This is a genomic window from Nostoc sp. DSM 114160, assembly GCF_053470305.1.
Window position 1 is genome coordinate 1,796,408 of record NZ_JBPFGO010000001.1, and the last position, 12,702, is coordinate 1,809,109.

Below are 12,702 nucleotides of genomic sequence, written 5' to 3' on the forward strand. Positions count from 1 at the left end.
GAGCAGAGGGGCAGAGGGGCAAAGAGACAAGGTAGACAAGGGAGAGAGGGGAGACAAGGGAGAGAGTTGTTCAATAATTCCCCCTTGTCCTCCCTGTCCCCCTTGTCCCCCTATTCCCAACTGAATTCTATTTAGATAAAACTTATATGCATAAATTTGGCTGATTTTGGAAAGATTTTATATATTATTTTTTATTAACTAACCTAAATTAAATAAAGCATTACCCAAACTTAATCACAACCAAATATTTTTTCTTCAGCATTATCTGAAGTAACCAAATCATCCCCATGACACTTTCAAGACGTAAATTTTTTGCAGTAGCAGGTACTACTGCCGTCGGCACTTTGATGGTGTCTCCTTTGGAAGGTCTTCTTGCCAGAAAAGCCTTTGGCAAAAAACTTGGTAAAGGATATGGCCCACTTTTACCAGATTCTAATGGCTTGTTAGATTTACCAAGCGGATTTGAGTATCGAGTTATCTCTCGCACTGGAACCCTGATGAGCGATGGCAATCTAGAGCCTAGTAATCATGATGGTATGGCAGCCTTCCCTGGGCCCAAAAACACAACCATTCTGGTTCGCAATCACGAACTTAGCATCAATTCTGATACGCGAGTACAAGTACCAAATCCCTACGATCCCATTTGCAGAGGTGGCACTACGACTCTGGTTGTTGGACGCGATCGCCAGTTGATCGAACAGTTTAGCTCTCTCGGCGGAACCATTCGTAACTGTGCTGGTGGTTTAACTCCTTGGGGTTCATGGATTAGCTGTGAAGAAGATACAACTATACCAAGTGCAACTAATGGAGTCACAAAGTTACACGGTTACAATTTTGAGGTTCCAGCCAGCGCCACCTCTTCTGTAGCTCCAGTGCCTCTAGTTGCAATGGGACGGTTTAATCATGAGGCTGTAGCTGTAGATCCCAAAACTGGATATGTCTATCAAACTGAAGATAGAGGAGATAGCCTCTTCTACCGTTTTATCCCAAAAGTTCCTGGTCGGTTAAAACAAGGAGGTATTCTTCAAGCTCTGAGGATTATAGGTAGACCAGGAGCCAACACCAAGACCGGTTTCGTAGTAGGACAGAAGTTAGCTGTAGATTGGGTGAATATTCCTGACCCCAACCCAACAACTACAGATAATGTCAGAGTGCAAGGTCGCAACTTAGGTGCAGCCCAGTTTAGCCGTGGGGAAGGCATCTATTATAAGAGCAACAAGGATAAGAAAGGCAAAAATGGCAAAAGAGAATTTTACTTCACTGCTACAGATGGTGGCCCTGTAGGCGGTGGCCAAGTCTGGCGCTATATTCCGGGTGAAGAGACAATTGAATTGTTTGTCGAGTCTCAATCTAAAGATGAACTCGATATGCCCGATAACATAGTCGTAGCACCTTGTGGCGATCTTATCCTTTGTGAGGACGGAGACGGTGACAATTTCTTAATTGGTATTACTCCCAGTGGTGAAATCTACAAATTTGCACGTAATGCCCTCCAAACAGGTGAGTTTGCTGGAGCCTGCTTTTCACCTGATGGTCGTACTTTGTTTGTTAACATTCAAAGCCCTGGTATTACTTTAGCTATCTGGGGACCTTGGAATAGTAATAGAGGCTAATAGTTCGCTTTCGTAACGCAAGCGGGGTAAAGGGTAAGGGGTAAGGGGGAAAGGTTTTAAATCCCTTACCCTTTCCCCAGCTCTCACCTAACAATTTTGAGTTGGCAGACTACTAATATGAATAGCACTAAGGGACTTTCAAATAAAAAGTCTCTAACTGTGCTTTTGCGGGGTGGTTAATTTATTAGTTGGAAGTTCTGAAAGCGAAATTTAGAGCTGATTTGTAAACAAAAGCTTAAGAAGCCATGCGCTTTACCATCAGACGAATCAACGAGCCATAAATCATTGCTTCACTTAACTCTGTATACAACTCATAATCCTTACTCAAACGCCGAAATCGATTGAGCCACCCGAATGTACGTTCTACAATCCATCGTTTCGGTAAACGCTCAAATGTTTTTGAGTTCCTTTGGATCACCTCAACACGAACCTGTTCACCGCAAACTTGCCTAACTGCTTGAGCAAAGTTTTCGCCTGAATAGCCCTGATCTACCCAAACAACTTCTAATTTGGACAATTCGTCAACAGCCTCATGTAGCACAACGACGGCTCCTAAACGCTCCGAAGCATTGGCTTCGGTCACTAAAACACCAATCAACAACCCCTGAGAATCCACCACTATATGGCGCTTACGCCCTTTAACCTTTTTACCACCATCGAAACCGTAGATCTCCCCTTTTTTTCCGTCGTCTTCACCGACTGAGAATCTGCGATCGCAACGGTAGACAGTTCATCTCGTCCTAAATCTTGTCGTAGTTGATGGCGTACAAGGCCCGTGAATTTTCTGCCAAATGCCTTTGCGCTGCCATTTTTGAAAGTAGCCATACACCGTTGTGTAAGGAGGAAGGTCATGAGGCAACATTTCCCACTGACACCCAGTACGTTGCACGTAGAAAATCGCGTTGAGAATTTCTCGTAAATCTACTTCTACAGGATGTCCAAATCCCTTGGGTGTAGGTAGAAGAGGCTTGAGAATTAACCATTCAGCATCGCTTAAATCACTTGGGTAGGGTTTGCGGCGCGGATTTTCAATCGCAGGTAGATGGCTCATCAACAAGAAAATAACTACACTCGATTTAGCCTATAACCTTAGTCACGGTAGATTTGGTTCTCTTTAGATTTTCTTTACGAATCAGCTCTTAGCTGATTTTTGCAAATGGTTAAACCCGAACAAGAAATTATTTCCTATAAAAAATCCATTGTTCGGGTCTTATTGAAAAGAGGATAAAATTTAGAACTACCTCTTTTTTTGAAGTTCGTGCATACTTCTAACAACCTTTGTGACTAAATTTCTGGGCGTAAATCTGACGCTTTCAGTTAATATCTTATTTCTCATCCCAGGAACAACAACAGTTTTGTTTTTCATTAAACCCCGATAACCAATTCTAGCGACAGTTTCCGTATCCATCATTCTATTAACACTAGCAATCTTTGAATCTTCCATTGCAGCATTTTGTTGGAAATTTGATGCTGTTGGCCCTGGACAAAGAACAGTCACGCTGACACCTGTACCCTCTAATTCATTAGCGATCGCTTCTGAAAATGATAATACATAGGCTTTAGTAGCAAAATAAACTGCCATTAGAGGCCCTGGTTGAAAAGCAGCCGCTGAGGCCACATTTAATATTTTTCCATAATTTTGCTCCACCATATCTTTGAGGAACAATTTAGTTAAATGAGTCAGGCTGACCATATTTACCTGTAGCATTTTCAGTTCAATGCTGAGGTCTGTTTCGTTAAATGCTCCATAAGTACCAAAGCCAGCATTGTTAACTAGCACATCAATCTTGATAGATGCTTGCTGTAGTTCTGTGAAAATTTCTTCTGGAGATGTGGGAATAGATAAATCCTTTACAAAAATTTTGACAAAAATACCAAATTTTTCGGTAAATTCCTCTATAATTTTAGTAAGTTTTTGTTCATTTTTATCTACTAACACAAGATTATAACTATGACGAGCAAAAATCTGAGTTAATTGATAGCCTATCCCACTAGCCGCTCCTGTAATCAAAGCAGTTCTTTTTTGCCGACTTTCAGATGTTTTATTCATGCTAGAAAAATGGCGAATGTGAATGAATTAATTTAAGTTTTATAAATTTAGCTACAGCAATATATAATATTTGCTGTAGCTATTTCTATGCAGGCAATAAATGATGCTATCCACCTGAAAAAAGTATGCTTCAATCAAGGATATTAAACGCAAATATAAAAAACTGTATCTATATAAACAAGAGCAAGAAGATTTAATAGGATATTTGAAAAGTATTTTTGGTAACATCTAAGTCTCAGAAACCTAACCTCCCTAGCCCCCCTTCCCTACAAGGGAATGGGGGTTTCAAAGCCTCTCTCCGCTTGCCTAACGGCAGGCTGACGCCAACGGGGAGAGGAATGGAAGTGGGGTTTATAGGACTTTTCAAACAACCTCTAATAACCTCATCAATGCCACAACCTAATTCCGTTACTATAACTGACGTGCAAGCAGCACAAAAGCGAATTTTAGGGATTGCCCACCGCACACCTGTAATAACATCTAGAATCGTTAACGATCGCACCAAGAGTCAAGTATTCTTTAAGTGCGAAAACTTTCAACGCACAGGGGCATTTAAATTTAGAGGTGCGTACAATGCCTTAGCCCAACTATCGGTAGCACAAAAACAAACAGGCGTTATCACCTATTCATCGGGAAATCATGCCCAAGCGATCGCTTTAGCTGGGCAATTACTCAATATTCCCACCACTATTGTCATGCCTGATGATGCACCTATTGTCAAACAAACTGCTACTCGTGGTTATGGTGCAGAGATAATTTTGTACAATCGCCAAGAAACAAACCGAGAAGAATTAGCTCAAAATTTAGCAAGCGATCGCTCTTTGACACTCATTCCCCCTTACGATCATCCCCATGTCGTTGCTGGACAGGGGACAACTGCTTTAGAACTGATCCAAGAAGTTGGTGAATTGGACTTACTATTAGTTTGTTGTGGCGGTGGTGGATTGCTTTCAGGATGTGCGATCGCAGCCAAAACACTTTTACCCAATTGTAAAGTCATCGGGGTAGAACCAGCCCTTGCCGATGATGCTACCCGCTCTTTTCACACCAAAACCTTACAAACAGTCAAAAATCCTGATACCATCGCCGATGGTGCGCGGACTCCTAGCCTTGGTCAAATTACTTTCCCCTTGGTGCTGCATTACGTCGATGATATGGTGACGGTATCGGAAGAAGCGATTCTTCGCACCATGTTTTTCTTATGGGAACGTCTGAAAATTGTCGTTGAACCCACCGGAGTACTCGCCGCCGCCGCTTTACTCGAAGGTGTAGTGAAAGCACCAGAGACGAGAGTTGGTGTCATCATTAGCGGTGGAAATGTAGATTTGGCGCAAGTTGGTAAATTGTTTTTTGTGGGATTGGATTGAAAAGTTAAATTCCCAAGTGACAAACTGCGATGTTTAAGGCGGTCACTGAGCCACTGGTGAGCAAAGTTGAAGTGCAGGCTGCGCCTACGCACCTTTGATAATGCGGTTGATGTTGGCTCGCCTTCGGTTAGTGTTTGCATAATCGCCCTACAAGCTCTATTCTGTCAGAGCGTCAAGTTTAGCCAGTATTCTTAAGCCTTCTTCTGGGTTGCCAGTCGCAGCCATTGCTTTAAATCTTGTATGGGCATCAAATTCTGCTAGAGCTATGGTAGAAAGTTCTTCAATCAATTTATTGACACTAATGCCTTTGGCTTGAGCAAGTTCTTTCAATCTATTATGCTTATCGTCTGGTAAACGAATAGTTAAAGTTGCCATTTTTGTTTAACTCCTAATAAGTTCTTCAGGTTTTAATATTGATAAGTTAGGAAATAACAATTCAGCATTTTGAAAATCTTTGGTATTGTGAGTAGCAATCGTTTGAGCATTTCCAGCAACCGCTAATTCAATTAAGTGATTGTCAGCTTCGTCTTTTAAATTAGGTCGCCATAAATAATAGATATAAACCCATTGACTTACGCTGATGAATGATGCAAGTAAAGCAAAAATTTCTTCAGTAGTTAAAGGGCATTTGGCGATAATTTCTGAGCGATGAATGACTGACTCATACTCCAAAAACAAAGCATTTCCCATCAAAGGCTGATATTCTCCTTTTAAACAGCGTCGGATTAGTTCTCTACTAGAACCTTTAGAGCTAATCAGCGCACTAATAAAAACGCTGGTATCAACTACAATTTTAATCGCCATGTAAATATGATAGCATATACGCTATCATAAACGTTCTAATCAAAAGACTTAAAAGCGATCGGTAGAGATAAATATCCTCAATATAGGGCGATGTTTGAGGACAAGCAGCTTTGCTTCTACGCACTTCTGGCGACTAACTACGTCAAATAAGCGATGTCTACGACGGGTGGTTCCTGAGCGCAGCCGTACCACTTCGTGGAAGCAAGCTAGCAAGAGCGTCTCCGATAGGAGAAGGGCTACGCCTACGCACTCTGAGCAACTGTGTCCAATGAGCGATCGCATTGCTGATGATAGGTTTGATGTGGGCGATCGCTCTTGTTTTTGACAATAACCTTAAGTTGAAATTAACTTGCTAAAGTAGCCTGGTGTAAGTAGGTGAAAGTCGCAAACTGGAACTAAGTGATGGAATAGACCCTAATTTGAAATCACAAACTCAATGGGTAAAATCTTTTATACAGAGGTTCATAAAATTTTTTCAAGGCAACAAAGAACTGTTATTAGCTTCAATAGCTATTCCTTTATTTGGCTCTTGGATAACATATCAGCAATTTGAAATAGAACAAAGAAACAATCGACATACTTTCGTTTATTTAAAATACATCTGTATACAGGGAAAATGTTTTTTCCTGCGTGGTCTATTTCATTAACAAAGTGCTACAAATGACATTTATAATCCAAAAATTGTGTTGATAATGAAGTGGCGATCGCTTATTTAGCAAAAAAATCTGCCTAAAAAACCAATAAAATTAGGGCTTTTACGAATAATATTTACATATGTTAATATTGTTTGGTTTAAGTACGGATATTCAGTATGGTTCCCATAAAGACCGTTCTAAAAAATTCAGAGACCGTCGCTCGGTTGTTTTCTCATCTCGAATTTGATGGAAACAAACTCAATCATCAACCAGGTAGTGTACTGGGGAGTACTGCATTGATTGCAGGAACCACCGTTGGGGCTGGGATTCTCGCTCTACCAGCCGTTACCCTACCATCTGGGATTGTACCATCCACATCTGGACTCATTGCAGTTTGGCTCTACGCTCTAGTTTCGGGGTTATTGGTTGCAGAAGTTACCTTAAACACGATGCGAACAGAAGGGCTTTCAAGTATAGGTTTTTTGGGAATTGTTGAGAAGATTCTTGGTAAGGTGGGAGCGCGAATTGCTGGCGGCGCGTATTTATTTATGCACTATGCTCTCTTGGTGGCATACATCACCCAAGGAGGAGAAATTTTAGGAGCTGCGGCAGCAAAAATCTGGGGTATGCAGATATTGCCTACGTGGGTAGGCACAATGGCTTTTACACTCTTATTTGGTGGCATTATGTATCTTGGGCGAGAAAAGTTTATCGAGAAATTAAACAGCGCCTTTGTCGGAATTGTCATCGTTTCCTTCTTAGGACTATTATTTCTGGGAGGAAGGCATATTCAGAGTGCCCAACTATTTTTTCAAAACTGGAGTGCCCTTGGTAGTGCCATTTCAGTGATGTCTGTGGCGCTGTTTTTCCAAAACGTTGTACCGCTGGTTGTGATGCAACTTGAAGGAGATGCCCGCAAAATTCGTCAATCCATCTTTATTGGTTCTGTAATTCCTCTAATTATGTTCTTGGCGTGGAATGCCGTAATTTTAGGAAGCGTCAGTCCTGATATGCTACATAACACATCTGATGGTAGAACTGTTTTTGATCCACTGCAAATTCTTCGAGCAGGTGGCGCTGGGCAATGGTTAGGAGTGCTAGTATCCATTTTTTCAGAGTTTGCGATCGTCACTTCATTTATTGGATTTGTGTACGGGTTGCTGGATTTGTTCAAAGATATTTTCCTACCTGCACAGTGGCAACTTTCTAGCCGCTTACCCCTCTATTCCCTAGTTCTTTTCCCGCCGATGACTCTCGGAACGCTTAACCCCAGCATCTTTTTTACTGCCCTAGATTACACTGGAACATTTAGTATTTCAGTTCTCGGTGGAATTATTCCGGCGTTAATGAGTTGGAAGCAACGTGAAAACTCAGATAGCACAAATCAACTACTCGTTCCTGGCGGCAAAGTAACACTCATTGCGATCGTTGGAGTAGCATTAGCTATGATCGGAAGACAAATTCTGTCAATTTACACCAAATAAAACTATCAATAAAAATTTAATGCTACAAAAAATTATAATTGTAGTATAAATATATTAACCACAATCAAACTGCAACATGAGAGTCAAATGACCAATACAACTCTTGGAGAGGCAGCACTTCAACTCATTTCGGCTACGCGGTAATTGAGCGTAGTCGAAATTCAATGACCAACGCTCTGTTACCACGCCAACGACTACGCGGTAGTTGAATCTCGACTTACTTCTCTACGAGAGGCTGCGCCAACGACGCCGCGGTAGTTGAATCTCGACTTACTTCGACTACGCTCAGTACAAGTCGCTCGATTACCGCGCAGTCGAAACTCAGTACAAGTGACCAATGACCAATTACTACTTAATCAAATGAGTGATTCTCGCCTCGTTAAAATCAGCAAATATCTCAGCAAATATCTGCGACATACGCCAGATGCCATTGGGATTAAACTTGCTCCTGGTGGTTGGGTTGCTGTTGATGACTTACTTATCGCTTGTGCTAAAAATAAGTTTCCGATTACCCGCCAGGAATTACAGGTGGTAGTTGAATTCAACGAGAAGCAACGCTTTTCTTTTGATTCTACAGGTAATCTGATTCGTGCGAACCAAGGACACAGTGTAAAAGTCGATTTACAATTAGAAGCTGTTGTTCCTCCAGATGAGCTTTATCACGGCACAGGACACAAATCTGTAGAGTCAATTCTGCAAACAGGACTTTGCAAAATGTCGCGGCATCATGTCCATTTATCAAAGGATATAGAAACAGCACAAACCGTTGGTGCAAGGCATGGAAAACCAGTGGTTTTTGCTGTAAATACTGCGGCAATGCATCAGGCAGGTTACATCTTCTATTGTTCTGCTAATGGTGTTTGGTTAGTCGATAGTGTGCCACCTGAATATCTACAAAAAATTTGAATTTTAATAAATAGAATTTTTAAATCGGGAATATTTACTTTATAAATGTCTATCATCTGAGTTAAAAAATTGATCTTCAAATCCACATTTCAGAAAGATAAACGGTGATAAAAACCGCTAAGAATCCGCCAATAATTGACTTTACACCCACAGGATTTAAGTCATAGTGACAATTGAATTTTCTTGCCGTCATGCCGCCAATGGTAATGTCAATTGAACCTATATTTGCAAAATTATATAATGCGTAGGTCGTAATAATTACTAACTACATATTGGGATTGCCAACGCACCGCACTCCGATTAACTGAAAAGGCGTAGGATAGATAAAATTAAAATTTCCAATGCAATACAACTTTTTTATAATTTTGTCGTCATTGAAGATGATAAGGAGACAAGGGGATAGACCTTGAATAAATCTTTCCCCTCTGCTTTATTCTCTAGCGATCGATACTTAAAATAGCTCATTCAATTTATGAACTCAGATCGATGTACCCATAGCGCTTGCACTCCTAATACTGTATTCTCTGAGAGATTGGCGTCTGCGGAAAGAGGGATTAGCAGTAATTCCATTCCGGTTTACACCTGAAAAAGTAACTTTGTAGATTTGTCTATAAAATTACAAACTCTCAACAGTAAAAATACTATCAATTTCTTTGCCTACTTACCCAATGTAGGTTAAAAATCTCACCGAATAAGCATTTTAGACCTATCCAAACTCCAAGATGTCTTCTAAGCAAATCTTGTTTATCAGTAACGGCCACGGAGAGGACAACCACACCTCTCATGTTATTCAGACCTTGCGCCAATTAAATCCTTCTATTAAGATGGCGGCAATGCCGATTGTGGGGGAAGGAAAAGCCTACCGCAGCTTGGACATTCCTATTATTGGGCCTACACAAATAATGCCCTCTGGCGGATTCTTTTACATGAAGCGCCTGTATTTGCTCAAAGATTTTCAATCGGGATTGATTGGGTTAACGTGGCAACAATTACAAGCGGTGTTGCAGTATGCTCCCAACTGCGATTTAATTATGTCTACTGGAGATTTTATCTCCCAGACATTTGCTTACTTAACAAAGCGTCCCTTCGTTTCGTTTATCTCTTGTCTTTCTGCCCTCTATGAAGGGCGATTGCGTATCAATCCACTGCTGTGGCACGACCTTAATTCTTCTCGATGTCTGACAGTTTTCACCAGAGATTCCTATACGGCTTTCGATCTCCAACGGCAAGGTATAGCTAAGGCTCAGTTTGGTGGGATTCCGGCTTTAGATCGCCTTGTTCCCACTGGCAAAGACTTGTACCTGAAACCAGACGTTCCGGCGATCGCACTTTTACCAGGATCGCGGATGCCGGAAGCCGCAAGAAATTTCAGTTTGCAGTTGCAATTGGCGATCGAAATTGCCAAGGTGATGCCTTCAGGATTGCAGTTTCGCGCCGCCTTAGTACCAAATTTGATGGAACAATTAGGCGAGATTGCTCAAAGTCAAGGTTGGCAACTGAATCAAGCCATCCTCACCTATTCTCCTCCAGGAAGTTCTGCTGAGGAATCACCCCTTGTAGAAGTGAGATGTTACTCAGATGCCTTCAGTGATATCGTATATTACTCTACTCTGGTTATAGGGATGGCAGGGTTGGCAGTGGATTTAGCAGTAGCGATCGGCAAACCGATTATCCAGATTCCCGGAGAAGGCCCTCAATTTACCTATCAATTTGCAGAAGCGCAAACGCGGCTGTTGGGCATTTCTGCCCAAACCATCGGCACGAAGCCAGCAACCCCTGAGATTCTCAAGCAAGCAGCGAAACGAGTAGTTGAAACTTTACAAGATTCAGACTACCTCGCTAAGTGCAAAGAAAATGGCCCTGAGCGATTTGGCCCACCCGGCGCATCTGAGAGAATTGCCCGCTTTCTACTAAACTCTCTAGGAGAAACTGAGTAGAAATTGCGTCAGAATTCAGGAGTCCACACGGTTCGGTAACATGATGTGATAGGCTAACGCCGTAATGCACCTCAATTCTGACTCTTGTACAGACGCGATTAATCGCGTCTCTACTCCTAACTCCTAACTCCTGAATTCTTACTTACCTATGAAAGTCCGCTCTAGTTACTGGCAACTGTTGCCTTATCTTTGGCCCCAATGGCCGCTGTTAATCCGGGGATTGGCTTGTATCTTAGGATTTGTGTTATTCACCCTAGCAGTACCCTATTTAGCAGGGTCAGGTCGCTTTTTTTCTTGGCCAGGGAAATGTTAACCAGATTGCTTACTGGCTCGGACTAGCCACTTTGGTATTTTTGATACGAGGGCTTTGTCAATACGGGCAGAATGTCTTTATGATTGCTGCTGCCCTGAACATGGTTTTAAACTTGCGTAAGCGAGTTTATGCTCACCTGCACAAACTTGGATTAGATTACTTTGAAACCACACAAACGGGAGACTTAACTTATCGCCTAACTGAAGATATCGATCGCGTCGGCGAAATTGTGGACAAGTTATCTCATCAGTTTCTTTCCAACTTGTTACAGTTAATTGCGATTCCCATTTATATGCTCTACCTGAATTGGCCGCTCACTCTTGCGGGTTTGATTCTGGCTCCTTTAATGGCTTGGTTGATCGGGCAATTTGGTCAGCGATTACTCGTGCTGTCTCGCCAGAGCCAAAATCAAGTTTCCAATTTGTCGGCGATGCTAACTGAGGTATTTAGCGGGATTCGCGTTGTTCAAGCTTTTGCAGCCCAAGAATATGAAGTGAAGCGATTCAATAAAGAAGCAGAAATCAATCGCCAAGCTAAGTATCGCGCTCTACAACTCAAATCGATTCAGTTTCCCGTTGTCGGTTTTTTGGAAGCAGTTAGTATTATGCTGCTGTTTTTATTGGGAGGATGGCAGATTTCTCAGAATCAGCTAACTGCTCAAGGGTTTATCAGTTTCTTAGCTGCTGTGGCTTTACTAATTCAGCCAATCGACTTGTTGATTAGCAATTACAACGAGTACAAACAGACCGAAGCTTCTGTTGAACGGATCTTTGAACTGATGGCGAAGGAACCTAGTATCAGCGAAAAACCGAATGCTCAGGAAATGCCACGAGTTATGGGCAAAGTTGAGTATCGTCATGTCGATTTCGCCTACAATCCCGACCAGCCAGTTCTTAAGGATCTTTGCCTGAATGCTTCTCCTGGTGATGTCATTGCCTTAGTTGGTTCTTCTGGAGCAGGCAAATCGACCTTAATTAACCTTTTACTTCGCTTTTATGACCCTCAAGCAGGTCAAATTCTGGTTGATAATATTGATATCCGTGATGTCACACTCACCAGTTTGCGCCATCAAATTGGCATTGTTCCCCAAGATATTACCCTTTTTTCAGGGACGATCGCAGAAAATATCGGTTACGGTCAAGAAGAATTAGATTTAGCAGCGATTCAGTCAGCAGCCAAGATTGCCAACGCTCACTCCTTTATCACCCAGTTTTCTCAGGGTTATCATACCTGGTTAGGAGAGCGTGGAGTTAACCTATCAGGAGGACAACGGCAAAGATTAGCGATCGCCAGAGCAGTTGCCAACGATCCTCGAATTCTCATCTTGGATGAGGCCACCTCTGCCCTAGATTCTGAATCAGAAGCGCTAGTTCAAGAAGCACTAGAGCGAGTCATGCAAAATCGTACCGTGTTTATTATCGCCCATCGCTTGAGCAGCGTTCGTCGGGCTGACTGCATTCTCGTAATCGAACAAGGACAGGTGGTTGAAGCTGGTACTCACACCTCTCTCCTGTCTCAAGAAGGACGGTATGCTCGTTTTTACGCCCAACAGTTATACTCTACAGATGATTAGGGATCTGCGCTGCGGGTTAA

General features: G+C 42.1%; 10 protein-coding genes and 2 pseudogenes. 6 read left to right on the forward strand and 6 right to left on the reverse strand.

Annotation, left to right across the window (positions count from 1 at the left end):
- Positions 1-287 precede the first annotated feature (287 nt).
- Positions 288-1,613 (forward strand): alkaline phosphatase PhoX, encoded by a 1,326-nt coding sequence (locus NSTCB13_RS08270; protein WP_448271937.1) that lies wholly within the window; start codon positions 288-290, stop codon positions 1,611-1,613.
- 235 nt (positions 1,614-1,848) lie between these two features.
- Here NSTCB13_RS08270 and NSTCB13_RS08275 read toward each other — a convergent pair.
- Both NSTCB13_RS08275 and NSTCB13_RS08280 read right to left on the reverse strand, forming a co-directional pair.
- A pseudogene (locus tag NSTCB13_RS08275) lies at positions 1,849-2,664 on the reverse strand (IS5 family transposase).
- Between the two features lie 186 nt (positions 2,665-2,850).
- On the reverse strand, positions 2,851-3,663 hold the full coding sequence (locus NSTCB13_RS08280; RefSeq protein WP_448271938.1) for an SDR family NAD(P)-dependent oxidoreductase: 813 nt from the start codon (positions 3,661-3,663) through the stop codon (positions 2,851-2,853).
- Between the two features lie 389 nt (positions 3,664-4,052).
- On the opposite strand from NSTCB13_RS08280, the gene NSTCB13_RS08285 reads away from it, so the two are divergent.
- Positions 4,053-5,030 carry a threo-3-hydroxy-L-aspartate ammonia-lyase gene (locus NSTCB13_RS08285; protein ID WP_448271939.1) on the forward strand — a complete coding sequence of 326 codons (978 nt, stop codon included), beginning with the start codon at positions 4,053-4,055 and terminating at the stop codon, positions 5,028-5,030.
- 156 nt (positions 5,031-5,186) lie between these two features.
- On the opposite strand, the gene NSTCB13_RS08290 is transcribed toward NSTCB13_RS08285, so the two are convergent.
- Genes NSTCB13_RS08290 through NSTCB13_RS08300 form a run of 3 tightly spaced genes read right to left on the reverse strand, consistent with a single transcriptional unit; the run spans position 5,187 to position 6,116 of the window.
- On the reverse strand, positions 5,187-5,405 hold the full coding sequence (locus NSTCB13_RS08290) for a toxin-antitoxin system HicB family antitoxin (protein ID WP_100897403.1): 219 nt from the start codon (positions 5,403-5,405) through the stop codon (positions 5,187-5,189).
- Positions 5,406-5,411: 6 nt separating this feature from the next.
- Positions 5,412-5,834, reverse strand: coding sequence for a putative toxin-antitoxin system toxin component, PIN family (locus NSTCB13_RS08295; protein WP_445629126.1), 423 nt, complete (start codon positions 5,832-5,834; stop codon positions 5,412-5,414).
- A gap of 48 nt (positions 5,835-5,882) precedes the next feature.
- The gene (locus NSTCB13_RS08300) at positions 5,883-6,116 is read right to left on the reverse strand and encodes a hypothetical protein (protein WP_448271941.1); all 234 of its coding nucleotides are present in this window, start codon (positions 6,114-6,116) and stop codon (positions 5,883-5,885) included.
- Positions 6,117-6,645: 529 nt separating this feature from the next.
- Between NSTCB13_RS08300 and NSTCB13_RS08305 the strand changes: the two genes are divergently transcribed.
- On the forward strand, positions 6,646-7,953 hold the full coding sequence (locus tag NSTCB13_RS08305; RefSeq protein ID WP_445629128.1) for an amino acid permease: 1,308 nt from the start codon (positions 6,646-6,648) through the stop codon (positions 7,951-7,953).
- A gap of 360 nt (positions 7,954-8,313) precedes the next feature.
- Positions 8,314-8,859 (forward strand): RNA 2'-phosphotransferase, encoded by a 546-nt coding sequence (locus tag NSTCB13_RS08310; RefSeq protein ID WP_448273154.1) that lies wholly within the window; start codon positions 8,314-8,316, stop codon positions 8,857-8,859.
- Positions 8,860-8,935: 76 nt separating this feature from the next.
- Here NSTCB13_RS08310 and NSTCB13_RS08315 read toward each other — a convergent pair whose 3' ends face one another.
- Positions 8,936-9,118 carry a nucleoside transporter C-terminal domain-containing protein gene (locus NSTCB13_RS08315; protein ID WP_448273156.1) on the reverse strand — a complete coding sequence of 61 codons (183 nt, stop codon included), beginning with the start codon at positions 9,116-9,118 and terminating at the stop codon, positions 8,936-8,938.
- A 463-nt stretch (positions 9,119-9,581) separates the two neighbouring features.
- Here NSTCB13_RS08315 and NSTCB13_RS08320 point away from each other — a divergent pair, with 463 nt between their 5' ends.
- Both NSTCB13_RS08320 and NSTCB13_RS08325 read left to right on the forward strand, forming a co-directional pair.
- Positions 9,582-10,796, forward strand: coding sequence for a lipid-A-disaccharide synthase-related protein (locus NSTCB13_RS08320; RefSeq protein ID WP_448271943.1), 1,215 nt, complete (start codon positions 9,582-9,584; stop codon positions 10,794-10,796).
- 148 nt (positions 10,797-10,944) lie between these two features.
- Positions 10,945-12,682 (forward strand): annotated as a pseudogene (locus NSTCB13_RS08325) (ABC transporter ATP-binding protein).
- Positions 12,683-12,702: the final 20 nt, after the last annotated feature.

Coding starts and splice junctions, on each gene's coding strand:
- NSTCB13_RS08310 (WP_448273154.1), top strand. CDS start 8,314: ATGAGTGATTCTCGCCTCGTTAAAATCAGCAAATATCTCAGCAAATAT.
- NSTCB13_RS08300 (WP_448271941.1), bottom strand. CDS start 6,116: ATGCGATCGCTCATTGGACACAGTTGCTCAGAGTGCGTAGGCGTAGCC.
- NSTCB13_RS08290 (WP_100897403.1), bottom strand. CDS start 5,405: ATGGCAACTTTAACTATTCGTTTACCAGACGATAAGCATAATAGATTG.
- NSTCB13_RS08280 (WP_448271938.1), bottom strand. CDS start 3,663: ATGAATAAAACATCTGAAAGTCGGCAAAAAAGAACTGCTTTGATTACA.
- NSTCB13_RS08320 (WP_448271943.1), top strand. CDS start 9,582: ATGTCTTCTAAGCAAATCTTGTTTATCAGTAACGGCCACGGAGAGGAC.
- NSTCB13_RS08295 (WP_445629126.1), bottom strand. CDS start 5,834: ATGGCGATTAAAATTGTAGTTGATACCAGCGTTTTTATTAGTGCGCTG.
- NSTCB13_RS08285 (WP_448271939.1), top strand. CDS start 4,053: ATGCCACAACCTAATTCCGTTACTATAACTGACGTGCAAGCAGCACAA.
- NSTCB13_RS08270 (WP_448271937.1), top strand. CDS start 288: ATGACACTTTCAAGACGTAAATTTTTTGCAGTAGCAGGTACTACTGCC.
- NSTCB13_RS08305 (WP_445629128.1), top strand. CDS start 6,646: ATGGTTCCCATAAAGACCGTTCTAAAAAATTCAGAGACCGTCGCTCGG.